Consider the following 22,661-nt stretch of genomic DNA (forward strand, 5'->3'; position numbering starts at 1 on the left):
GGTCAGAGGTTCCGAACAAGGTCCCGGATCCTTTCCAGAGCAGCGGTGGAGAGTTCATCGGTCCGGCCGACCGAGACGTGTCCTTCGGATACCAGATCGCTCACCAGCACCCGCGCCACCCCGATCGGAACCCGCAGGGCCGCACCGATTTCGGCGATGGAGTGCGGGCGCTGGCACAGTCGTACCACCCGTTCCAGCTCGAACCGCAGCGGCGCGGACAGTGCCGCGGGGGTGGCGCGCACCAGGGTTTCGATGCGCAGGCCGTCGACTACCGGCGTGGTGCGCCCCGAGGTCATCATGAACGGTCGCACCACCTGTTCCTCATCGTCGGCCAATCTCGTATCTCGCGTGGGTTTTTCGGACGCGGCGGCACCGGACCAGCCGCGCGGGCGGCCGGGCGCGATCATGCGCGCGTCCGGCAACCGATGCGAATCATTCATCGGCTCAAGGACTCCCGCAATTCGGTGATCAGGGCGGGGGTCAGCAGTGCGCCGGCGCGGTCGGCCAGCACGGCCATCTGATAGCCGACCAGGCCCACATCGGCGCCGTTGTCGGCGATCACGCCGATGCAGCTGCCATTGCTCATGGCCGAGACCAGCAGGAATCCGCGCCCCATCTCGATCATGATCAGCCGCAGGCCGTCGAAATTGTAACTGCGCGAAGCACTTCGGCCCAGGCTGGTGAGCCCGGAGACGATGGCGGCGAGCCGGTCGCCCGCGGTCCGGTCCAGGCCCTGGGACATGGCCATGAGTAGTCCGTCGGAGGACACCGCCACGGCGTCGCGCACCCCGTCGGTGGTACGCACGAAGTCGGCCAGCAGCCAGTTGAAAGTGTGCGGATCGGTGTCGGTGTAGTGGGTCGTCACCCGGTGTCCTCCTATGCTGTCGATCCGGGCCGCGGCGGTTCGCCGGTCTGCCCGCGCTGATGGCCGGACCGGAATCCGGCGAGCATGCTGCGTATCTCGTCGGGGGAGCGGTCCGCGACCGGCGGGGCGGCCGGCCGTGCGGCCGCCGGTTGGGCGCCGCCCGGTGTGACGCCCGGATTCTCGCGAGTCTTCCGGTTCCGCTTGACGAGACCGTTTCGCGTACGTTGCACCTCCGGGACAGCTCCCGAAACCTCGGTCGCCGCTCCCGGTGAGCTCGCCGGAACCGGGCCCGCCGGGGGCCCTGCCGTCGGCAGCTGAATGGCGAACGAACCCGTGGTCGGCCCGCCGAAGAGACGCTCGGCGGCGGTGGCGTGCGGGGGGGCCGCCGGGGTGTGCGGCGGAGCGGTCGGGGTGGGGGTGGGCAGCGGAACGAGCTTGATCGAGTTCGGGCTCGCGGGTGCGCCATTGGCGACGTCGTCGTGGACGGGTGTCGCAGGCTGCGGACGTTCCGTATCGCCGGAGCCGGGGGTGTGCCCCGAGCTGTGGCGGCCCGGTTTCGGGTCCGGCATGGTGTCGGCGACCGTCGGAAGCTGCGCGCCCGCAGCGTGTTTCGAATCCTCGGGCGGGGCGGGAAGTTCCGCGCCGGGGTCGCCGAGCAGGTCGCGCGGCAGCAGCAGCCGGGCCACCACGCCACTGGTGGGGGACACGGTGAGCTCGACCTCGATGCCCAGGCGCCGGGCCAGCCGGCCGACCACGTAGTGGCCCAGGAAGCGGGTGGGCGCGACGAGGAAGTCGGCTTCGCCACGCAGGCGGGCATTGGCGGTACTGAGCTGGTCGGGCGGCATGCCCACGCCGTGGTCGACGATGGCGAGCATGTAGCGCGAGCCGAGCCGGCGGCCGTAGATCTCCACCTCCAGATCGGGCGGGGAGAAGGACAGCCCGTTCTCGATGAGTTCGGCCAGCATGTGCGCGACCTCGCTGACATGCGCGCCCGCGATGGAGATCTCGTCCACCCGGCGCAGCACCACCCGCCGGTAGTCGTCGACCTCGGACAGGCCGGCGCGGATGACGTCGGTCAGCGGAATCGGTTTCGACCAGCGGCGCGGGCTGGACTCGCCGACCAGCACCAGCAGGCTCTCGGCATTGCGCCGCATGCGGGTGGCCAGGTGGTCGAGCTCGAAGAGGTTGGCCAGTGTGCTGGGGTCGAGCTCCTCCCGCTCGAACTCGCTGATCAGCCCGAGCTGGCGGCGCACCAGGTTCTGATTGCGCCGCGCCAGGTTGGCCATGGATTCGGTGCTGTTGCGGCGCAGCCGCGCCTGCGCGGAGGCGAGTTCGTAGGCGGTGGTCTGCACCCGGTCCAAAGCCCGTGCCACGGACACGATCTCGGCACCCGCGCTCTCATCGGCGCGCACCGGTTCGGGCGGGTCCGGGTCCGCGCCCTCGGAGGTCTGCCAGGCTTCGATGAGCTGCGGCAGTCGTTTACCGGCCACCCGGTCGGCCTCCTCGGCCAGCTCGGCCAGCGGCCGCACGATCGCCCGCACGGTGGCGATCACCAACGCCACCTCGGCGGCGATGGCCAGCAGGGCGGCCAGCACGTAGAGGGACAGGCGTAGGGCGGCGTCGCGGCGCAGTTCGCTTGCCCGGGAGGTGATCTCGCCGCCGATATTGCGCTGGACGGTACGTTCGCCGTCGATGATGGAGCTCATCTGGCGCCACCAGTCGGCGGGGTTGACCGATTCGGTGATCGGACCGCGCTCGGAGGCCAGGGCGATGGTCTCCGCGTCGCCCGCCCGCGCCGACTCGTCGGTTCGCATCGCGGTGTAGAGCTGCGAACGCTGCGCGGGTGTGGCATCGCGTTCGAAGGCCGTCACCGCGGCCTGTTTGGCCGCTCGGATATCGAGGAACTTCACGTACTCGCCCGGTGCGAACGCGCCCGCGGCGAAGACACCGTTGAGGAAGCCGCGTTCCTGACCGGTGAACTCCTTGACGTCGCCGAGGGCGTAGAGGCTCTGCAGCCCCCGCCACAGCCGGCTGTCGAGAGCGTGATCGAGGCCGGGCCGCGCCTGATTCAGCGTGCCGATCGCGTTGGTATAGAAGGTGAACGAGGCCGACCGGTCGGCGCGACCGGCGTCCACATCGGCGCGCGTGGCGGTTACTCCGGAGAACTGCTGGAGCGCGGTGCGCACCAGATCGGCGCCCGGCGGCTGCTGGTTCAGCGTGGAGTTGAGCTCCTGCAATGCGCTGTCGGTGGCCAGGCGCTGAGTGCCGAGCGCCGTGCGGGACGCGTTGTCGCCGCCGAGCAGTCCATTGGTGAGACCGCGCTCGCGCTGCACCTCGTGGACCAGGTCCTGTACCGCCAGCGCGAGATGGACCGACTGGGCGGTGTCCCCGGTGTCGCGGTAGTCGTTCACCTCGCGGGTGATGACGATCGTCAGCAGCGCCAGCACCAGCGCCACCGACAGGATCAGAATGCGGCGCAGACGAGCCCGGATAGTGCGTGGCCGGATCAATTCCATTGGCGGCGTGAGCTTTACGTTACCTGTAGGCAACAGTTTCGCCGGACGCACTCTCACTCGGTCTCCCGTAAATCAGCTGTCGTGCCGACCCGGGCCGGGCACATGGAGAATAGTCAGCAACGTCGCACACCCGACCCCGGGCCGCAATTCGAAACAAGTCGATGTGGTGTGCGGAACTCGCCGTCGCGCGCGCTATTACAAATCTGGTCACAATGTGTGAGAAGCAGATGTGATCTTCGCGTCGCCGGGGAAACATTGGGGTGAACAACGGCTCACCGCTGTTCCGGCGGCAGCCGGAAGGAGGCCGCCGCGCTCGAGAGGAGTGACGGACATGCAGCCCAGTCCCGCTTATCCGGTGCGTGTGCGAGGAGACCTCGACCCGGGGTTGTCCCGCTGGATGTGGATAGTCAAGTGGATACTCGCCATTCCACACTATGTTGTGCTGATCTTCCTGAGCATCGCGTATCTCGTGGTGAGCATCATCGCTTTCTTCGCGATCCTCATAACCGGCTCGTATCCGAGAGGGCTCTTCGATTTCAATGTCGGCGTGCTGCGTTGGAGCTGGCGAGTACGTTTCTACGCGCTCTCGCAACTGGGAACCGACCGCTACCCGCCGTTCAGCCTGCAACCCGATCCGGACTACCCGGCTGATCTGGAAGTCGACTATCCCGAGCAACTGAATCGCTGGATGGTCTTGATCAAGTGGTGGCTGCTGGCGATTCCGCAGTATCTGATCGTCGCCGCGTTCATGAGCGGCGGCCGCAATCAGCTGTCACTGCTGCCGATCCTGCTGATCGTCGCCGTCATCGGCCTGCTGTTCACCGGCGCGTATCCGCGGGGTCTGTACGACTTCGCCATGGGCGTCAACCGCTGGACGGTGCGGGTGCGCGCCTATGCGTCCCTGATGACCGACGCCTACCCACCGTTCCGGCTCGATCAGGGCGCGAGGGAGCCCGACGCCGCGGCCTCGTAGAGGCGCCGCACCACGGCCTCGATATCGGGTTCCTCGATGGACAGGTCGCGGACCTCCGCGCGTGCCGAGACGGCCGTGAGCAGCTGTGCGGCAGTGGTGGTCTCGGTGTCGAAGGCCAGCCGCTGCCGCATGCCCGCGCCCTGACTGTCGAGCAGTTTGGCGCCGGGCAGGTCGGCCAGGTCGGGGGTGGGCTCGGCGAGATCGACGGTGAGCACCCGTTGCGCACCGACGGTCGCGCCGAGACCGGTCAGCGAGCCGTCGTAGACCAGCCGGCCGTGATCCACCACCAGCACCCGCTCGCACAGCCGCTCGATATCGCCCATGTCGTGGGTGGTGAGCAGCAGGGTGGTGCCGCGCTGGGTGCGCTCGTAGCGGAGGAATTCGCGTAATCGCTGCTTGGACAGCACATCCAGGCCGATGGTCGGTTCGTCGAGAATGACCAGTTCGGGCGAATGCAGCAGAGCCGCCGCGACTTCCGCGCGCATGCGCTGGCCCAGCGACAGCTGCCGGACCGGGGTGTCGAGGGTGCCGCCCATCTCCAGCTGCTCGACGAGCTCGGCGGTGCGGGTGCGCGCCGCCGCCGGGGTGAGCCGGTGGATGGCGGCCAGGATCGAGAACGATTCGCGCAGTGGCAGATCCCACCACAGCTGCGAGCGCTGCCCGAACACCACGCCGATTCGCCCGGCCAGCTCGCGGCGCTGCCGCACCGGGTCCAGCCCGCAGGTGCGCAGCCGACCGGCCGAGGGCACCAGGATGCCGGTGATCATCTTGATGGTGGTGGACTTGCCCGCCCCGTTCGCACCGATGTAGCCGACCGCCGCGCCCGGCTCGACCCCGAAGCTCATGTCGTCCACCGCGGTGAGCACCTCGCGCCGGCGCCGCCAGCGGCCCTCCTTCTTGCTCAGTACGAAAGTCCTTGTCAGGCCCTCGATATCGATGATGTCACGGTTCACCCGCCGCCTCCTTGATAGTGCCTGGTCCCGAGTCGCCACAGGAACAGCGCGGCCGCCCAGACCCACGCCGCCGCCACCGGCGCCGCCCAGGCCAGCCAGCTCGGCAGCAGGGCGGGCCCGGGCAGCCCGAGCAGCGCGATGGCGGGCAGATACGAGGTGAAGGCGACCGGAACCAGAAATCCGAACACGAGTTTCATCGGTGCCGGGAACACCGAGGTGGGTTGCATGGACGCGTACGACCCGCCGTAGGTGAAGGCGTTGGTCAGCTCCGCGCCGTCGATGAGGAAGAACTGCGCCCCGGCCGCGCTCACGAAGAGCCCGGCGAAGATGGCGATTCCGGACAGCAGCGTGACGGCGAACAGCACCAGGTGCGCCGGGGTCCACTCGATGTCGTTGCGTGCCAGGCCGAATGACAGCACGGTGGCGGCCACCGCGATGCGCGCCACCCGGCGCAGCTGGATATCGCTGGTCATGAGCTGCAGCAGCAGGGGTTGTGGCCGCAGGTAGAAGGCGTCCAGCTTGCCCATCCGGATGTAGGTGGGGAGCGTGTCGGCGTGCCCGACCACCATGTCGGCGATGGCGAAACAGGTGTTGCTCATGCCGAACAGCAGCAGCATGGCGTTGAGATCCAGGCCGCCCAGCCGGGGCACATTGTGGAAGATCACCCACATCTCGGCGAACTCCACCAGCCCGATCAGGAAGGCGCTCACCACATCCGCGGCGAAGGACAGCGGATAGGCGCGTTGCGCGCGCACCCGCGAACCCAGCACCGCACGGTAGGGCGTCAGCCGGGAGGGACGTGCCTCACCCACCCTGCACCTCCAGTTTGCGGCGCCCGGCCCGCAGTAGCTGCTGCCCGGCGCCCACCAGGACGACCAACCAGAAGCATTGCACGACAACGATTTCCACCGCATCCCGGCCGGCCGTGCGACCGGACAGCACATCGATGGGCCACTGCAGCATGGACGGGAAGGGCGTGGCGTAGGCAATGTCGCGCAACCAGCTCGGAAACAGGTGCACCGGCGCGAACAGCCCGGCCAGGAAGGTGCCCAGGATCATGTGCAGAGCGCGCAGCCCACGGGTCTCGATGAGCCAGAACCCGGCCAGGCTGACCGCGAACATGGACAGGAACGACAGCGTCATCGCCAGCAGCAGGCTGAGAGCGCCCAGCACGTACGGTCCCGGCGTATCCGGGAACGCGAGCCCGAAGGTGAGCACGCCGACGAGAATGCTGGGTATGCCGCGCGGTAGCAGAGAGAACGCCGCCCGGCCCAGATATTCGGCCAGGTGCGCGAATTGGATGTCGATCGGCCGCAGGAAGTCGATGGCGACGTCCCCGGTGCGGATGCGCTCCACGATGTCGGGCAGCGTCCAGAAGGCGATGGCGCCCAGCAGTCCCTGCGACAGCCAGATGTAGGCGCCGATGGTCCCGCGGTCGTAGCCGCCGAATCCGCTGTTCACGCGCACGGCCGTCATGAGCACGGCCGCCCGCACGAAGCCGAACACGAGATTGGTGAACAGGCCCGCCAGCATGGCGAGCCGGTAATGCGATTGCCTGCGAAACCCTGCCTTGGCCAGCTGCCAGTAGACCCCCACGTCGCTGCGCACAAGAGGTTGACACTACGGGTGCGGTCGTTGTCGTGCAATGGAGTTGCGTGGCCCCCTCGCGCGGGACCGAGTTATGCTCGATGCCGGTTTGTTGCGGTGTGCGTCACGCGCGGAGCATCCGCGTCCGATTCGCGGGAAAACGGTTTCACAGCCCGGTTCCTGTGATAGAAACATCAGCGTTTCACTTAGTTGCGACGCTAGGACCGCTGATGACCATTGCCGACACGAACGTTTTCGAGGCTCTCGAATCCAATGTGCGTGGTTACTGCCGTTCCTGGCCGACGGTGTTCGACACCGCCAGCGGCGCCTGGCTCACCGACGAGAACGGCAAGGAGTACCTCGACTTCTTCGCCGGCGCGGGCGCGCTCAACTACGGCCACAACAACCCGCTGCTCAAGCAGGCGCTGATCGACTACCTGCTCGGCGACGGCATCACCCACGCCCTGGACATGTCCACCGTCGCCAAGCGCCGGCTGCTCGAGGCCATGCGCGACCTGGTGCTCGTCCCGCGCGGGCTGGACTACAAGGTCCAGTTCCCCGGCCCGACCGGAGCCAATGCCGTCGAGGCCGCACTCAAGCTGGCGCGCAAGGTCACCGGCCGCACCACCGTCCTGAACTTCACCAACGCCTTCCACGGCATGACGCTGGGCGCGCTGTCGGTCACCGGCAATTCCGCCAAGCGCGCCGGCGCGGGCGTCCCGCTGGTGCACACCGCCCCGATGCCCTACGACGGTTATCTGGATGAGCCCGAGGACTTCTCGTGGATGCGCCGCGCCCTCGACGACAGCTCGTCGGGGCTGGACAAGCCCGCCGCGGTCATCGTCGAGACCGTGCAGGGCGAGGGCGGGATCAATGTGGCCCGCGCCGAATGGCTGCGGCAGCTGTCCGAATTGTGCTCGGCCCGTGGCATTCTGCTCATCGTCGACGACGTGCAGATGGGGTGCGGCCGCACCGGCCCGTTCTTCTCCTTCGAGGTCGCGGGCATCACCCCCGATATCGTCGCGCTCTCGAAGTCGATCGGCGGCTACGGCCTGCCCATGGCGCTGGTGCTCATGCGCCGGGACCTGGACCAGTGGGCACCCGGTGAGCACAACGGCACCTTCCGCGGCAACAACGCCGCCTTCGTCACCGCCGAGGTCGCGCTGCGCCACTACTGGTCCGACGACCGTCTGCAGCTCGCCACCCTGGCCAAGGGCGCGCGCGTGCACGAGCACCTGGTCGCGCTGACCGAATCCTTCACCGGCATCTCCACCCGCGGCCGCGGCCTGGTGCACGGCCTGGTCTTCGAGGACGCCTCGCAGGCCGAGAAGGTCTGCCAGGTCGCCTTCGAGCACGGCCTGCTGGTCGAAACCTCCGGCGCCAACGACGAAGTCGTGAAGCTGCTCCCACCCCTGACCGTCAGCGATGACGAGATCACCCACGGCCTGGGCATTCTCACCCGCGCCGTGGAGATCGTCCGCGACGGCCACTAGACGTCGGCCACCGCCCACACCGGTGCCGACCCGGTGCCGGGTTCCCAGCTGCGGAGGGAACCCGGCACCACCTATTTCCATGTCGTGAAATGCTGCTGGAACCAGGCGAGCAGGGCCGCGTCGTTCTTGGGCGCACCCGAGGCGCACTTCTTCCGATTCCGGACCGCGAACGCGGCGGAAGGAGCCGACCGCCCCGCCTACCTGGGTGAGCGACTCGTCGGTGGCCGACTGCGCGATCCCGAAATCCACCAGGTAGACGAAGCCCTCATGGGTGACCAGGATGTTGTCCGGCTTCACGTCCCGGTGCAGCAGCTCGTCCCGATGCGCGGCGTCCAGCGCGGCGGCGACCTGCTCGACCACCGCGACCGCGTCCTCCGGCGTGCCCGGCCCGTGCCGGTGCAGCAGTGAGCGGAGGCTGTCGCCGTCCACCTGTGGCAGCTGGGGCGGGGGCAGGCCCAGAATCACGCCGATTACAACCGGTGACCGGGCGAGGCCGGACCGGCAGGGTCGGGGTGTGGCGGACGAAGGCCCGCGGCCGCCACCGTCCCCGTCCCCGTTCGCCCGAGGTGCTGTCGTGTCCGCAATTGCCGTGCAGGCCAGGCCCATTACCGGCCGGCCACGCCTGCCGAGCGTCTCCGTGCTGGCGCGCTTCGTCGCGCCGGTGCTGCTGGTGGTGGTCTGGCAGATTGCCAGCGCGACCGGCGTACTGCCCGAGCGGCTGCTCGCCTCCCCGGTGACCGTCGTGCAGACGGCCATCGACCTGATCAAGGACGGCACACTCACCAAGGCCGTGTCGGTGTCGCTGCAGCGAGCCGCGCTGGGCTTCGTCATCGGCGCGGTGGCCGGCATCGGGCTGGCCCTGCTGGCCGGGCTGAGCCGGGCCGGGGAGTACCTGGTCGACCCGCTGATGCAGATGCTGCGGACGCTGCTGTTCTACGGCCTGATCCCGCTGTTCATCCTGTGGTTCGGGATCGGGGAGCTGCCCAAGATCGTGCTGGTCGCCTTCGGGGTGGCGATTCCCCTGTACCTCAACACCTTCGCGGGTATCCGCGGCGTGGACGGCAAGCTGGCCGAGCTGGCCCGGGTGCAGCGGCTGAGCCGGGCGGGCCTGATCCGCCACATCGTGCTGCCGGGCGCGCTGCCGCAGACACTGGTCGGCCTGCGTCAGTCGCTGGGCGTGGCCTGGCTGGCGCTCATTGTCGCCGAGCAGGTCAATGCCGACGCGGGTCTGGGTTTCATGATCAACGATGCCCGCGAGTTCCTGCGTACCGACGTGATCGTGGTCGGCCTGCTCGTCTACAGCGTGCTCGGGCTGCTCACCGACGCGCTCGTTCGTTCCATCGAGAGGAGAGCGCTGTCATGGCGACGCGGCTTCCTGGCACCCTGACCGATTCGGTGATCGCGGCGACGCTGGCCGAACTGGAGGAGACGGCGGCGGCCCCGGCCGCGGCCGATTCCCCGGTGGTGCGAATTCGGGGTCTGGTCAAGGACTTCGGTGAACGCCGGGTCCTGCACGGACTGGATCTCGACATCCGCCCCGGCGAGTTCGTGGCCCTGCTCGGGCGCAGCGGCTCCGGCAAATCCACCCTGCTGCGGGCACTGGCGGGCCTGGACGACGAGACGGGTGGCGAGCTCACCGTGTCCGGCGAGGTCGCGGTCGCCTTCCAGGAACCGCGCCTGGTGCCGTGGAAACGCGTGCGCGACAACGTGACTCTCGGACTGCGCCACGAAAACCCCAGGGCCGCCGCCGCAGCCGCGCTGGCCGAGGTGGGCCTGGCGGCCCGCGGCGAGGCCTGGCCGCTGACCCTCTCCGGCGGTGAGGCGCAGCGGGCCTCACTGGCCCGCGCCCTGGTCCGGGAGCCGGAGCTGCTGCTGCTCGACGAACCCTTCAGCGCCCTGGATGCCCTGACCCGCATCACGATTCACGGCCTGGTACTGGACCTCTGGGCCCGGCATCGGCCCGGCGTGCTGCTGGTCACCCACGACGTGGACGAGGCGGTGCTGCTGGCCGATCGCGCCCTGGTACTCGACGGCGGCCGCATCGCCCGCGAGATCCCCATCGACCTGCCGCGTCCGCGCCGGCGCGACCATCCCGAATTCCTGGCCCTGCGTACGGCATTGCTCGCCGAGCTGGGTGTCACCCCGGAAGGAACCACCGAATGAGATCCAAGCGCCTGTTCGCCGCCCTGGCGGTCGCCACGGCCCTCGTCAGCGCGGCGTGCTCGTCCGGCAATGACGACACCAAGGGCGTGAACGCGGACGGATCGGTGGACCTGTCACAGGTGACCCTGCACATCGGTGATCAGAAAGGTCTTGCGCTGCAAGCCCTGCTGGAGGTCTCCGGCGAGGGCAAGGGACTCCCGTACAAGGTCGAATGGTCCACCTTCACCGCCGGACCGCCCCTGCTCGAGGCCATCAATGCCGGATCCATCGACTTCGGCGGCGTCGGCGACGCCCCGCCGGTGTTCGCGGCGGCGGCCAAGTCCCAGATCAAGATCATCGGTTCCTACGACTCCGGGGCGGCCGGGAACGGTCTGGTGGTGCCCAAGGACTCGTCGATCAAGGATCCGAAGGACCTGCGCGGCAAGAAGATCGCGGTTACCAAGGGCAGCTCCGCGCACTACCACCTGCTGTCGGTACTGACCAAGGCCGGGCTCACCTTCTCCGATATCGAGCCGCAGTACCTGCAACCCGCCGACGCGCTCGCCGCGCTGTCCACCGGGCGGGTGGACGCCTGGACGGTCTGGGATCCCTATGTGGCCCAGGCCGAACTGAGCGGCAATCGGGTACTGGTGGACGGCACCGGCTACGTGAAGCCGGACAGCTTCTTCGTCACGGGCTCGAAGACGTTGCAGAACAAGGCGAATGCGGCCGCGGTCCGGGACCTGCTGTTGCGCATCCAGCGTGCGCACGGGTGGATCACCGGGCATCGGGAGGACTGGGCCAAACAGTCGGCCGCCATCACCGGGGTGCCCTACGACGTCACGCTCCTGGCCGTGAACCGCGCCAACTACCAGGATCACCCGCTCGATGACGCGACGATCGCCGCGGAACAGCAAGTGGCCGACGGTTTCTCCGACGCCAAGCTGATTCCGGGCAAGGTCCGGATCGCCGACTTCATCGACACCCGCTACAACGACCGATTCACCTCCTAGGAGTCCCCGCATGAGCTTGTCGTTCCACTGGTTCCTGCCCACCTCCGGCGACTCCCGCGGCCTGGTGGCCGGCGGGCACGGCACCCCGATGTCGGGTGACCGCCCGGCCTCGCTGCACTACCTGAACCAGATCGCCGCGGCCGCCGAGACCAACGGCTTCGAGGCCGTGCTCACCCCCACCGGCTCCTGGTGCGAGGACGCCTGGCTCACCACCGCCATGCTGGTCGAGACCACCGAGACGCTGAAATTCCTGGTGGCCCTGCGCCCGGGCCTGATGAGCCCCACCCTGGCCGCGCAGATGGCGGGCACCTTCCAACGGCATTCCGCGGGACGGCTCTTCATCAATGTGGTGACCGGCGGCGAACCGCTGGAGCAGGCGGCCTACGGCGACTTCGCCGACAAGGAGGCCCGGTACGCCCGGACGGGAGAGTTCCTGGATGTGGTGCGGTCGCTGTGGAACTCGCACGAGCCGGTCACGTTCCGCGGCGAGCACATTCACGTCGAGAACGCGCTGTTGAGCAATCGGCCCGATCCGGTGCCGCCGGTGTTCTTCGGCGGCTCCTCGGCCCCGGCGGGACCCGTCGCGGCCCGGTACGCCGACACCTATCTCACCTGGGGTGAACCGGTGCTGGCGGTCAGCCGCAAGCTCGACTGGATCCGCGGGCTGGCCGTGGACCACGGCCGCAAGCTGGACTACGGCCTGCGCATCCACGTCATCACCCGCGACACCTCCGAGGAGGCATGGGCAGTGGCCGACAAGCTGCTGGCCGGGATCGACCCGGGCGATATCGAGCGCGTCCAGAACGCCCTGGCCAAGAGCGAATCCGAGGGGCAGCGCCGGATGTCGGAGCTGCACAACGGCAGCACCGACCGGCTCGAGATCGCCCCGAACCTGTGGGCGGGTGTGGGCCTGGTGCGCGGTGGCGCGGGCACCGCGCTGGTCGGCTCGCACGCGGAGGTGGCCGAACGCCTCGTCGAATACTCGAAGGCCGGCATCTCCCACTTCGTGCTCTCCGGCTACCCGCACCTGGAGGAGGCCTACTGGTTCGGCGAGGGCGTGCTGCCGATCCTGGAGCGAAAGGGCCTGTGGCAGCACCCGATCCGCCGCCCGGCCGTTCCCGTCTCGACCCCGTTCGCCAGCGCGTCCAGCAGCTAGACCCGAAGTAGCCGGGCCCGGCCGCCGCACCCCGAGGGCGCGGCGGCCGGTGAGTACGTGCCGTGAGTAATTCGGCGGAAGCGGCAGCGGGACAGGTCTTCCTACGCTTCGGGCAGCACCCACCGCGGGTGACTCCGAGAGGAGGAGACCATGTCCTATATCCACATCAGCCATACGCCCGGCGTCGGTTTGCAGCGGTACCGGGAGGTGTACGAGGCGCTGGGGCCCGAGCCCCTGGCGGGCAACCTGCTGCACATCGTCGGCGAACTGGACGGCACCCTGCACATCGTGGACGTCTGGGAATCCGCCGCCGCGGCAGACAGATTCGCCGCCGAACGGCTCTTCCCGGCCTTCGAGCGCACCGGCATCGCACCCGGCCCGGACGCCACCAGCGAGGCCTTCGAGGGCGAGATCACCGACCGGCGCGGGTAGCGGTCGGTGATCCGCATTCCGGGCGGAGAGGCTTGGCGTGCGAAGAGGGAACTCGGGCGGGGCCTGCGCGGCGCCGCCGGCGACGAGCTGCGCCTGCCCGCCACGCTGCGGGAAGTGGTGCGCGGCCGCCTCGCCACCGTGCCACCCCGCGCCCAGGAACTGTTGCGGGCGGCCGCCATCCTCGATGACGCCTTCCCCGTCGCGATCGCCGCGCGGCTGATCGGCCGCCCGGTGCTGGAATGCCTCCCCGCGCTGGACGCCGCCGTCGCCTCCGGCCTGCTCGTCCTCGAATCACATAGCGGGACTGTGCGATTCACGCACGCCCTGGTGCGCGCGGCCCTGCACGACGGACTGCCCCTGCAACAGCGGGTGCTGCTGCACGCGCGCCGCCCGCGCCATCGAGGAGCTGTATCCCGACGCCCTCGACCAGCACGCCGCCGCCCTGGCCCGTCACTACTCCGAATCCGCGCTCGCCGGTGACCGCGCGCCCGCCCTGCGCTGGGCCCGCCGCGCGGGCGACAATGCCGTGCGCGACCTGGCCTTCGAGGAAGCCGCCCGGCTGTACACCGTCGCCCTCGACCACACGACCGGCGGCCCGCCCGCCGACCGCGGCCGCCTCCTGCTGACCCGCGCCACCGCCCACTTCCGTGCCGGGAACCTCGAACCCGCCCGCGCCGACTGCCTGGCCGCAGGTGAACTGGCCCGCCGCACCGGCGACGCGAACCTACTCGCCGAGCGCGCCCTGATCCTGGATCCAGTGGGAAATCATCTGTGGGACAGAGATATTCACGAGTGGTGCATCGAAGCGCTGACGGCGGAAGCGTTACTTGGAGATGGCTACCAGGCGGACAAGACCACGGCCGAGCCGGGCGGCAGCGATCCGGCACTGGCCGCTGGTGCGGGGAGTCTGTTCGGCGCTGTGGATTTCGACGCGCGATCCATGGCGCTCTGCCCTTCCGGACGGTTGCCGGAATCGCTGCGGGCACGGCTGCTCGCCCGCGCGACCGAGGCTGCGTCGTATCTGGGCCGGTGGGACGAGATCGGCGAGACCAGCTCGCGGGCACTGGCATTGGCCGATCGCTGCGGCGATGCCGAGACGCTGGTGGCGGCGTTGCGGGCGCGGCAGCTGGGCCTGCGGCCCTACCGCGATCGGCACGTCGTCAGCGGTGCGGGCAATGCGCACTACTTCGGCCCGGTGCCGCTCTGGCTCGGTAAATTCGCCGCCGCACTGGGTGATTCGGCAGCCGCGGAACGCGAGTTGCGGACCGCGCTGGAGATCTGCAGGGACACCGGCGCCCAGGGTTTCGTGGTCGAGGCGAGCACTGATCTGGCCGCGGTGCTGCTGGAGCGCGGGGCGACCGAGGAGGCGCTGGCACTGGCGAAAGCCGCGCTGCCGCAGGCCGAGTCGATCGGCATGCCGCCGTGGACGGACCGACTGCGGAGCATTGCCGCCGAGGCGTCCGCGCGGGCGGTGCTGTCCCCACGCGAGCGGGAGGTGGCGCAGCTGGTCGCCGCGGGGCTGAGCAATCGCGAGATCGCCACCGCCCTGGTGCTGTCCGAGCGCACCGCGCAGAACCATGTGCAGCACATCCTCACCAAACTCGGCTTCACCAATCGTGCGCAGATCGTGGCCTGGGTGAATCACGCCGACCGTGGCCGGGGTGAACAGGGAGGATCGCGGCCTCGATGAACAGGGTTCGGAGACGCCGGAATTCACCCTGTCGTAGTGCGACCGTCGACCGCGTCTGACACAGTCGACAGGTATGAATGGTCGGCGGCGTGTTCTGGGTCTGTGCGCGGCGGTACTGAGTCTGGCCCTGGTGGCGGGCTGCGGCGGTGCGGACAACCCGGCCCCCGCCACCTCGACCGCGGTGCCGCTGGTGTCGACCGGCGACCTGCCCAAGGCGCAACCGGGTGAAGTACACCTGTTCGGGATCAACGACCTGCACGGGAATCTGCAACCGCCGGACGGCGCCAACGGCAAGGTGGGGACGTACACCGCCGGGGGAGCGGCGTACCTGGCCGCACATCTGGCGCGGCTGAAGGCGGCCTATCCGGACAGCGCCATCCTGTCGGCCGGGGACAATATCGGGGCCAGCCCGCTCGTCTCCTCGCTGTTCCACGACGAGCCGACCATCGACTTCCTGAACTCGGTGGGTGTCGCGGCCTCCGCGGTCGGCAATCACGAATTCGACCACGGCGTCAACGAATTGCGCCGACTCCAGCAGGGCGGATGCGCCGCCGACGGCTGCACGCCGGGCGAGCCGTTCACCGGGGCGAAGTTCCCGTACCTGGCCGCCAATGTCACCGACGGCAACGGGCAGCTGCCGCCCGGGCTGAAGGCGTGGACCATGCTCGAACTGGGCGGCCACAAGATCGGCGTCATCGGCGTCGTCACCACAGACACCGAGCACATCGTCACGCCCGAGGGCATTCGCGGCTACCGCTTCGGCGACGAGGCCGACACCATCGGCAAGTATGTGCCCGAGATGAAATCCGCGGGTGCGGAAACCGTGGTGGCGCTGCTGCACGACGGCGGCGCCCAGCAAACCCACGGCGGCCCGGTCGATTACAACGGCTGCGCCGGCATCTCACCCGACGTCCAGGCACTGGCCCACCGGACCGATGCCGCGGTGTCGGTGCTGCTCACCGCGCACAGCCACCAGGCCTACAACTGCACACTGGACGGCAAGGTGGTCACCCAGGCAGCCTCCTTCGGCCGCCTCGTCACCGACGTCACCCTGCGCTTCCACGACGGCAAGGTCGAGGCGAAGGCCGTCAACCGGGTCGTCACCCGCGATGTCACGCCCGCGCCCGCCGCCGCCCAGCTGGTGGATTACTTTGCCGGACAAGCCAAACCGCTGGCCGAGCGGGTGATCGGCCAGGCCACCGCGCCGGTGCCCGCCGAGCCCGCTCCGGCCGGGGATTCCCCGCTCGGCGATGTCATCGCCGACGCCATGCTCGACGCCATGACCACCGTGCAGGCCGTGGCGGCCTTCATGAATCCGGGCGGGGTGCGCGCGGGGCTGACCGGCGGCAACATCACCTACGAGCAGGCATACACCGTGCAGCCCTTCGGCAATCAGGTGGTGGCGGTGGCGCTGACCGGACAGCAGATCCTGAATCTGCTGGAGCAGCAATGGGACAATGTCAGCAAGCCCGGCGTGCTGTCGGTCGCGGGCATCACCTACACCTACTCCGACGGCGCGCCCAAGGGACACAAGGTGGTCGACGGCAGCGTCCGGGTGGCCGGGCAGCCGCTGAATCCCGTGGCGGTCTACCGGGTTTCGACCAACAACTTCCTGGCCGCCGGGGGCGACGGCTTCACCGTGTTCCAGCAGAGCCGCGAAACCCTGGTCGGCCCCATCGATCTCGACGCCCTGGAGAACTACCTGCGCGGCCGCGGGGCGGTCACCCCGCCCGCGAGCCGCATCGAGAAGCACTAGCGCCGGAACCCCTCGACCGGGAGCCTTGGAGTGCTATTGGCCCATCACGTATTTCACCGTCGGGCCGGCGGTCCAGCCGCCGTCCACCGCGAGTTCCGCGCCGGTGACGTAGGAGGACGCGTCCGAGAGCAGGAAGACGATGGCCGAGGCGATCTCATCGGCCTCGCCGACCCGGCCCATCGGGGTATTGGGATAGCCGCCCTCACCCTGCTGGATGCCGACCTGTGCGGTCATCGGGGTGTAGGTCATGCCCGGGTGCACGGAGTTCACTCGAATCCGGTCGGTGCCGTTCTCGATGGCGGCCACCTTGGACATCCCCCGCACCGCCCACTTGGAGGCGCCGTAGCTGCCGGTCAGGGCCAGGCCCATGAGCCCGGCGGCGGAGGAGATATTGACGATCGATCCGCCGCCCGCCTGCTTGAGCGCGGGGATGAAGGTCCGCATGCCCAGGAAGACGCCGACCAGATTGATGTCGATGACCTTGCGGAAGTGCTCTACCGATTCATTGGCCAGCAGCTCCCCGGTCGAGATGCCGGCATTGTTCACCAGGCCGTGCACGCTGCCGCCGAAGGCGTCGCAGGCCGCGGCCAGCGCGGTGGTCCAGTCGAGTTCGGAGGTGACGTCGAGGTGCTGATAGGCGGCCCGCGAGCCCAATTCGGCCGCGAGCGCCTTGCCCTCCTCGTCGAGCACGTCGGCGATCACGACATTCGCCCCGGCCCCGACCGCCTGCCGGGCGGCCGCGGCGCCGATGCCCCGGGCCGCGCCGGTGATGAGAATCGTCTTGCCGCTCAGGTCGTGCATGGGAGGCTCCTTCCAGAGGAACCGGCGCGCAGGCGTGGTGACCCGTTCGCCGGCCACACAGTTGGTTTGCTGAATAGTGTCCGATGCGTTCCGAATCGGCTCGGCGGCGCACCCGAATCCATATCGTTGATATGTCAACTACTTCGACCCGGGTGGCGGCGCGGGTATTCCCGTAGGGTGCGGGCGTGAACCGCGCGCCCATCGGCACCGTCGACGAACTCATGACCCTGCTGGCCGGCTGCGCGGACGCCTGGGACATGCCCGACCGCAGCGGCGATCCGGTCGACATCCTCGACCACGACCGGCAGTGCGCCGAGCTCCTGCGCCGCGACTTTCCCGGCGACGAGGAACTCCAGGTGGCCGGGCTGGTGCACGACATCGGGCACGTGCTGGTGCCCGGCGACGACGCGGGACACGGAGTCCACGGCGGCGACGCGGTCCGCGCCCTGCTCGGCGCACGGGTCGCGCGGCTGGTCGAACTGCACGTGGTGGCCAAGCGGTATCTGGCGGCCACGGATTCGGTACACGCCGAGGCGCTTTCGCCGTCGAGCCGGCGCACCCTGATCGCGCAGGGCGGTCCCATGACGCCCGCGGAGATCACGGCCTTCGAGTGCGATCCCGATTTCGCCGCGGCCCTCGCGCTGCGGCGCGCCGATGATGCGGGCAAGGTGGCCGGCCTGACCGTCCATCCTCTCGAGGCCTGGCGGCCGGTGGTCGAGCGGGTGGCCGCCGCTCGCTGACCGCGGGTCGCCGGGCCCGGCCGGGCGGCCTGCATAGACTCGCTCTGTGCCGTTGTCCCCGCGCGTCCCCGATCTGGCCGCCCTCGATCTGCTGTTGTCGGTGATCGAGCTGGGCAGTCTCGGGCGGGCGGCCAAGGCGCACGGCATCAGTCAGCCCTCCGCCAGCTCGCGCATCCGCTACCTCGAGCAGCTGGTGGGCGTGCCGGTGCTGGAGCGGACGACGCTCGGCTCGCGGCCGACGGCGGCCGGCTCGCTCATCGCCGAATGGGCGCGCACTGTCGTGGATGCGGCCGCGCGGCTGGACGCCGGGATCGACAGCCTACGCGCGCAGCGGGATTCGCGGCTGCGGGTGGCGGCCAGCCAGACCGTCGCGGAGTACCTGTTCCCGAAATGGCTGGTGGGCCTGCGGGCCCGGATGCCGGATACCTCCATCGCCCTGGAATCGGGCAATTCGGCCGAGGTCGCCAAGGCGGTGCTCGAGGGCCGGGCCGGGATCGGGTTCGTGGAGAGCCCGCGCCTGCCGACCGAACTGGAAAGCCATGTGGTGGGCCAGGATCGGCTGGTCGTGGTGGTCGCGCCCGGTCACCCCTGGGCCCGCCGGTCCGAGATCGACGCGGCCGAACTGGCGCGCAGCCCGCTCATCTATCGCGAACCCGGATCGGGCACCCGGAACTCCTTCGAGCGCGCAATGACCGCCGGAATGCCGGGCTGGGAGCCGAATGTCGCGCTGGAGCTGTCCTCGACCACTGCCATCAAGACCGCCGTTGCCGACGGCATCGCGCCGGCCGTGCTGAGTTCCCTGGCGGTGGCCACCGAACTGGCCGAGGGAATCCTGATATCGCCCACGGTGACCGGTCTGGATCTGGAACGACAACTGCGCGCGGTATGGCCGATCGGACAGAAGCCGACCGGTCCGGCGCGTGATTTGTATGCCATTGCGCGCCGCGCACTCTGAATCGCCCGCGGGAGTTTTCGGGGGAGTCCGGGGGGTTTCGCGCCATTCCGGGGAGTTTTGTCCGAAGTGTTGACAGAGTGACGCCCATCACCATAGTGTTCCGGCGCAGGCCCACCGAATTTCCGAAGGGCCGCCGCTGCCTGCACATTTATCTCGCCAATACAATGGCTTCGCTGAATTCGCAGCCCGAAGACACAAGTGCGCCAACGCCTCCCCGTGGGCGTTATCAAAGGGTTATGGTCACGGCATGGTGCGAACCGCCGCCGCTGCTGCAGACCCGGATGAGCCAGACATTCCGGCCACTGCTTCGCGGCCAAAGCTAGAGGTTGTTCCCGAATCGCCTGACCCCGAAGCGCCACAGTCCCACTCCTTCGGCGCGCACGTCCTGAGCCCGGCCGATATCGAGCGACTCCCGTCCTCGGCCCGGCACCGCATCGCAGCCTTCATCCACCTGCAGGTGGCAACCCTGGAGGAGTGGCCAGAGCCGGTTCTGCCCCCCATTCCCGATCTCGACGATCTCTGACGTTCGTGCACCCCGGGTATTCCCCGAACCGGATTCGTCCAAACCTGTGCGGTGCCGTCCGATTTCATCCCGCACCCTGCTGAACTTCATCGAAAACGGCCGCAGCCCAAGCGCATCGGTGACGATGTGCGGGAACTGCGGCCGCGCCGTGGTTGATCAGCCGCCGATGGACTGGAAGATCTTGACGCCCACCAGGATCACCGCGAGCAGCAGGTAGCCGCGCAGGGCGAACATACCCACCGTGCGCGCCGTGGAGAACGCCGGTCGCGCCAGGGTGTCGAGCGCGGGGGTGCGCCAGGTGTCGCGGTCCGCCGCCAGAATGGCCTTGCGCTCGGCCTTGGTGAGGCGAGTGGAGTCCAGCTCCTCCACCTGATCCGGATCCAGTCCGCCGAGCTCGGCCGCGGTCCGCTCGGCCCGGCGACGCCGGCCGCGCTGCCAGGCGATGAGCATGCCCGCCCCGCCCAGGACACCGACCAGCGCGCCCGCGCCGAAGCCGATTTCGAGGGTCGTGGTGGCCAGGTCCGGGAAGAAGGTGGCCGCGGTCAGCGCGAGCGACAGCAGCACCAGCGACCAGACGATGACCCCGGCGACAATGTTCTGCCTGACCGTGTTCACCCACGGGCCGAGCACAGCCTTGTCATTGCAGAGCAGGACCAGGAACACCGTCGCCGACGGCAGCAGCACGCCGGCCAGCGCCTGCACCCCCTGGGTCAGCAGGCCCAGCACATGATCGGGGCTGAACGACACCGCGGCGGCGACGCCGAGCAGCGCCGCGTATCCGATATAGAAGGCCGGCGCCTCGGAGACCTTCCAGTGCAGCGAGTGCCGCCGGCCCAGGGTGTCGCCGAGGGCGTAGGTGGTGGCCAAGCCGACGGCATTGGCGCCGATGAGCGAGGCGTCCAGCAGCAGGATGGCGAAGAGCGCGCCGGCGGTGGTGCCCACGTGGTCGTGCAGCGCGTGGGCGACGGCCCCGGCATCGGTGAAGTTGCCGACCGCGGCCGTGCCCGCGAGGCCGAAGGTGGTCGCCGCCATGATGGCGACCGCGCCGACCATGACCACGACGATGCCGACCCACAGGTCGATGCGCTCGTAGCGGATCCAGCGGGGGGTGATGCGCTTGTCGACGATGTTGGACTGCTGGAAGAACAGCTGCCACGGCGCGACCGTGGTGCCCACGATGGACACGATGAGCAGCAGCAGCGTCGAGTTCAGCCCGCCCGGGAAGGACGGCAGGAATCCGTGCGCGACCTGGGATGCCTTGGGATGCACCAGGAATGCCAGCGGGAACATGACGATGTTCAGCGCGATCAGCCCGAACAGGAACCGCTCCCAGCGCCGGAACGAACCGCCGGCCACCATGGCGAACAGCGCGACCGCGGCCAGCGGCACGGCGACGCCCTTGGGCAGCCCGAAGTAGTTGAGCGCCATGGAGACACCGATGAACTCGGTGACGATGGTGAGCGCGTTCACGATGAACAGATCGCCGACGCTGAACGCGCCCCAGAACTTGCCGAAGCGGTCGAAGATCAAGCGCGCGTGGCCGACTCCGGCGACCGCGCCGAGACGGACCACCATCTCCTGGTTCACGTAGAGCACCGGGATCAGCAGCACCAGGGTCCAGACCAGCGCCATGCCGTAGTTCTGTCCGGCCTGCGCGTAGGTGGCCACGCCACCGGCATCGTTGTCGCCGACCATGACGATCAGGCCGGGCCCGATGATGGCCAGCAGCATGCGAAAACGCTGGAGGCGGGAACGGCCTTCGAGGGTGTCGTGCCGGCCGATGGAGCCGAGCGCGCCGACGATATCGCCGATGTGCGCGCTGTCCATGACGGCGCCGGTGGGGTGGACGTCGGCAGCGGGCCGGCCGGCTGCGGCGGGCACGGCGACGGTGGAGGTGCGGCGGCTGGAGCCGTTCGCGAAGAAGGCCATGGCCTGTCCCTCGCTTTCGATCATCAGGTGTGCGGGCGTGCGGAATACGCCCGGCCGCCGAGCGAGTTCGGGCACGGATCGACCGGCCCGGGGCACGCGCGGGCTACCGACCGGCGGTGGAACGCCGGGCACGCCTGTGCGGGAAACGGGTCAGCCGGTGACCGGAATGCGGCAAGCCGGGGACGTCGGGGGAGTGAAATCCGTACTCGGATACGGACTATCGCCGGAACTCATTGTTCGTCCCTCACCTCCTTGCCGCCGGGACGTACGTGGACGTCACTACATCGGGTGTCGCATCGCGCACAGCAAGAGGGATCTGGGCCCCGCGCGATGGCGTGGACCCTGCACCCCTCTCGTCAGAGCTTCGGCACTGCACGACGTATCCGGGGGCTCGCGGCCCGGGAAGCCACTTCGGATCACCCCTTAATCCGGGGTGATCTGTCCTAACCCTGGGCGTCTCTCGACGTCGTCGGATCAGTGGCCTGTGTTCGTACAGGAGCCTCGCCTAGCGAGGTGCTGACTGGGCAATGGTGAGCCCGGTCGTTCCGCTTGTCAAATCCGGGCCGGTCGGTTCCTCGTAATCCCTTGTGTCCCAACCCGGTCCGACCAGGGCCACTCCGTGGCAAACATTCATGGCCGCCGGGTCCGTTATCGCATCCGGCGGTGGCGACGATCAACCGGTAAACCTGCCGAACCGGGGAGTCGACATGCAATTTCCGATCCGTGCCCTGACCGGGGCCGCCGCCCTGATCGCCGTGTCCACGCTGGGCCCGGCGATCGCCCAGGCGGCGCCGCCCGACTTCGTGCAGTTCCGCACGCCGTCGGGAAATATCGGCTGCATCGTCTCCGCGACGACCGCGGCCTGCGAGATCTCGCAGCACGACTACGCCACCCCGCCCCGGCCGGAGAACTGCCACCTCCAGTACGGGGACCGCCTGGTCCTGGAGAGCACCGGCGTCGTCGACTTCCACTGCCACGGCGACCGTCTGGTCGAATCCACCGCGGCGGTCCTCGACTACGGCACGAACGTCACCGTCGGCGGCCTCACCTGCCTGAGCACCACCGACTACGTCGAATGCGCCGGGGCGGGCCACGGCTTCCGCCTCTCCCGCCAGGCCTACACCATCGACTGACGGG

At 69.1% G+C, this 22,661-nt stretch carries 22 protein-coding genes, 1 pseudogene and 1 riboswitch; of the genes and pseudogenes, 14 read left to right on the forward strand and 9 right to left on the reverse strand.

Annotated features, from left to right (window positions below; all coding sequences use genetic code 11):
• Window positions 1-2 precede the first annotated feature (2 nt).
• Genes ACFXIV_RS19020 through ACFXIV_RS19030 form a run of 3 tightly spaced genes read right to left on the reverse strand, consistent with a single transcriptional unit; the run spans window position 3 to window position 3,381 of the window.
• Window positions 3-440, reverse strand: coding sequence for a DUF742 domain-containing protein (locus ACFXIV_RS19020; protein WP_379382751.1), 438 nt, complete (start codon window positions 438-440; stop codon window positions 3-5).
• Window positions 437-865: a roadblock/LC7 domain-containing protein gene (locus ACFXIV_RS19025; RefSeq protein ID WP_379400929.1), complete on the reverse strand. Its 429-nt coding sequence runs from the start codon at window positions 863-865 to the stop codon at window positions 437-439. Before ACFXIV_RS19025 ends, ACFXIV_RS19020 begins: the two co-directional genes overlap by 4 nt.
• A gap of 11 nt (window positions 866-876) precedes the next feature.
• On the reverse strand, window positions 877-3,381 hold the full coding sequence (locus ACFXIV_RS19030) for a nitrate- and nitrite sensing domain-containing protein (RefSeq protein ID WP_379400930.1): 2,505 nt from the start codon (window positions 3,379-3,381) through the stop codon (window positions 877-879).
• Window positions 3,382-3,712: 331 nt separating this feature from the next.
• Between ACFXIV_RS19030 and ACFXIV_RS19035 the strand changes: the two genes are divergently transcribed.
• Window positions 3,713-4,354, forward strand: coding sequence for a DUF4389 domain-containing protein (locus ACFXIV_RS19035; RefSeq protein ID WP_379400931.1), 642 nt, complete (start codon window positions 3,713-3,715; stop codon window positions 4,352-4,354).
• Here the strand turns inward: ACFXIV_RS19035 and ACFXIV_RS19040 are convergent.
• The 3 genes from ACFXIV_RS19040 to ACFXIV_RS19050 all read right to left on the reverse strand — a co-directional run bounded on the left by ACFXIV_RS19040 (window position 4,318) and on the right by ACFXIV_RS19050 (window position 6,915).
• Complete coding sequence (locus ACFXIV_RS19040) at window positions 4,318-5,199, reverse strand: ATP-binding cassette domain-containing protein (protein WP_379400979.1); 882 nt, start codon at window positions 5,197-5,199, stop codon at window positions 4,318-4,320. The two genes, ACFXIV_RS19035 and ACFXIV_RS19040, sit on opposite strands and share 37 nt — an antisense overlap.
• 104 nt (window positions 5,200-5,303) lie before the next feature.
• Window positions 5,304-6,119 carry an ABC transporter permease gene (locus ACFXIV_RS19045; RefSeq protein WP_379400932.1) on the reverse strand — a complete coding sequence of 272 codons (816 nt, stop codon included), beginning with the start codon at window positions 6,117-6,119 and terminating at the stop codon, window positions 5,304-5,306.
• The gene (locus tag ACFXIV_RS19050; RefSeq protein ID WP_379400933.1) at window positions 6,112-6,915 is read right to left on the reverse strand and encodes an ABC transporter permease; all 804 of its coding nucleotides are present in this window, start codon (window positions 6,913-6,915) and stop codon (window positions 6,112-6,114) included. Before ACFXIV_RS19050 ends, ACFXIV_RS19045 begins: the two co-directional genes overlap by 8 nt.
• 209 nt (window positions 6,916-7,124) lie before the next feature.
• On the opposite strand from ACFXIV_RS19050, the gene ectB reads away from it, so the two are divergent.
• Entirely contained in the window at window positions 7,125-8,387 is a 1,263-nt protein-coding gene (ectB, locus tag ACFXIV_RS19055; RefSeq protein WP_379400934.1) for a diaminobutyrate--2-oxoglutarate transaminase, read from the forward strand.
• Window positions 8,388-8,564: 177 nt separating this feature from the next.
• Here ectB and ACFXIV_RS19060 read toward each other — a convergent pair.
• Window positions 8,565-8,813, reverse strand: a pseudogene (locus ACFXIV_RS19060) (protein kinase); the annotation flags it as partial.
• Between the two features lie 148 nt (window positions 8,814-8,961).
• On the opposite strand from ACFXIV_RS19060, the gene ACFXIV_RS19065 reads away from it, so the two are divergent.
• The 8 genes from ACFXIV_RS19065 (at window position 8,962) to ACFXIV_RS19100 (ending at window position 16,576) form a co-directional block, all read left to right on the forward strand.
• On the forward strand, window positions 8,962-9,774 hold the full coding sequence (locus ACFXIV_RS19065; RefSeq protein WP_379400935.1) for an ABC transporter permease: 813 nt from the start codon (window positions 8,962-8,964) through the stop codon (window positions 9,772-9,774).
• Window positions 9,747-10,550, forward strand: a complete 804-nt coding sequence (locus ACFXIV_RS19070; RefSeq protein WP_379400936.1) for an ABC transporter ATP-binding protein — start codon at window positions 9,747-9,749, stop codon at window positions 10,548-10,550. The genes ACFXIV_RS19065 and ACFXIV_RS19070 overlap by 28 nt, the downstream gene beginning before the upstream one ends.
• Window positions 10,547-11,542 carry an ABC transporter substrate-binding protein gene (locus ACFXIV_RS19075; RefSeq protein ID WP_379400937.1) on the forward strand — a complete coding sequence of 332 codons (996 nt, stop codon included), beginning with the start codon at window positions 10,547-10,549 and terminating at the stop codon, window positions 11,540-11,542. Before ACFXIV_RS19070 ends, ACFXIV_RS19075 begins: the two co-directional genes overlap by 4 nt.
• Window positions 11,543-11,552: 10 nt before the next feature.
• Complete coding sequence (locus tag ACFXIV_RS19080) at window positions 11,553-12,698, forward strand: LLM class flavin-dependent oxidoreductase (protein ID WP_379400938.1); 1,146 nt, start codon at window positions 11,553-11,555, stop codon at window positions 12,696-12,698.
• A gap of 150 nt (window positions 12,699-12,848) precedes the next feature.
• Entirely contained in the window at window positions 12,849-13,130 is a 282-nt protein-coding gene (locus tag ACFXIV_RS19085; protein WP_379400939.1) for a hypothetical protein, read from the forward strand.
• Between the two features lie 6 nt (window positions 13,131-13,136).
• Window positions 13,137-13,610: a hypothetical protein gene (locus tag ACFXIV_RS19090; protein ID WP_379400941.1), complete on the forward strand. Its 474-nt coding sequence runs from the start codon at window positions 13,137-13,139 to the stop codon at window positions 13,608-13,610.
• 46 nt (window positions 13,611-13,656) lie between these two features.
• Window positions 13,657-14,820: a LuxR C-terminal-related transcriptional regulator gene (locus ACFXIV_RS19095; RefSeq protein WP_379400942.1), complete on the forward strand. Its 1,164-nt coding sequence runs from the start codon at window positions 13,657-13,659 to the stop codon at window positions 14,818-14,820.
• A gap of 73 nt (window positions 14,821-14,893) precedes the next feature.
• A complete protein-coding gene (locus ACFXIV_RS19100; protein WP_379400943.1) occupies window positions 14,894-16,576 on the forward strand; it encodes a bifunctional metallophosphatase/5'-nucleotidase in 1,683 nt (560 codons plus the stop codon).
• 33 nt (window positions 16,577-16,609) lie between these two features.
• On the opposite strand, the gene ACFXIV_RS19105 is transcribed toward ACFXIV_RS19100, so the two are convergent.
• The gene (locus tag ACFXIV_RS19105; protein WP_379400944.1) at window positions 16,610-17,377 is read right to left on the reverse strand and encodes a glucose 1-dehydrogenase; all 768 of its coding nucleotides are present in this window, start codon (window positions 17,375-17,377) and stop codon (window positions 16,610-16,612) included.
• Window positions 17,378-17,562: 185 nt separating this feature from the next.
• Here ACFXIV_RS19105 and ACFXIV_RS19110 point away from each other — a divergent pair, with 185 nt between their 5' ends.
• The 3 genes from ACFXIV_RS19110 to ACFXIV_RS19120 all read left to right on the forward strand — a co-directional run bounded on the left by ACFXIV_RS19110 (window position 17,563) and on the right by ACFXIV_RS19120 (window position 19,595).
• Window positions 17,563-18,117: an inositol oxygenase family protein gene (locus ACFXIV_RS19110; RefSeq protein ID WP_379400945.1), complete on the forward strand. Its 555-nt coding sequence runs from the start codon at window positions 17,563-17,565 to the stop codon at window positions 18,115-18,117.
• A 46-nt stretch (window positions 18,118-18,163) separates the two neighbouring features.
• Complete coding sequence (locus ACFXIV_RS19115; protein ID WP_379400946.1) at window positions 18,164-19,072, forward strand: LysR family transcriptional regulator; 909 nt, start codon at window positions 18,164-18,166, stop codon at window positions 19,070-19,072.
• A 247-nt stretch (window positions 19,073-19,319) separates the two neighbouring features.
• Window positions 19,320-19,595: a hypothetical protein gene (locus tag ACFXIV_RS19120; protein WP_354834502.1), complete on the forward strand. Its 276-nt coding sequence runs from the start codon at window positions 19,320-19,322 to the stop codon at window positions 19,593-19,595.
• Between the two features lie 156 nt (window positions 19,596-19,751).
• Here the strand turns inward: ACFXIV_RS19120 and ACFXIV_RS19125 are convergent, their stop codons facing one another.
• Window positions 19,752-21,524: an NRAMP family divalent metal transporter gene (locus tag ACFXIV_RS19125; protein WP_379400981.1), complete on the reverse strand. Its 1,773-nt coding sequence runs from the start codon at window positions 21,522-21,524 to the stop codon at window positions 19,752-19,754.
• Window positions 21,525-21,865: 341 nt separating this feature from the next.
• Window positions 21,866-22,044, reverse strand: a riboswitch (M-box (ykoK) riboswitch).
• Between the two features lie 187 nt (window positions 22,045-22,231).
• On the opposite strand from ACFXIV_RS19125, the gene ACFXIV_RS19130 reads away from it, so the two are divergent.
• The gene (locus tag ACFXIV_RS19130) at window positions 22,232-22,657 is read left to right on the forward strand and encodes a DUF6636 domain-containing protein (protein WP_379400947.1); all 426 of its coding nucleotides are present in this window, start codon (window positions 22,232-22,234) and stop codon (window positions 22,655-22,657) included.
• The last annotated feature ends 4 nt before the right edge of the window (window positions 22,658-22,661 follow it).

Source organism: Nocardia sp. NPDC059236 (genome assembly GCF_042754085.1).
In the GTDB taxonomy this organism is placed as follows: domain Bacteria; phylum Actinomycetota; class Actinomycetes; order Mycobacteriales; family Mycobacteriaceae; genus Nocardia.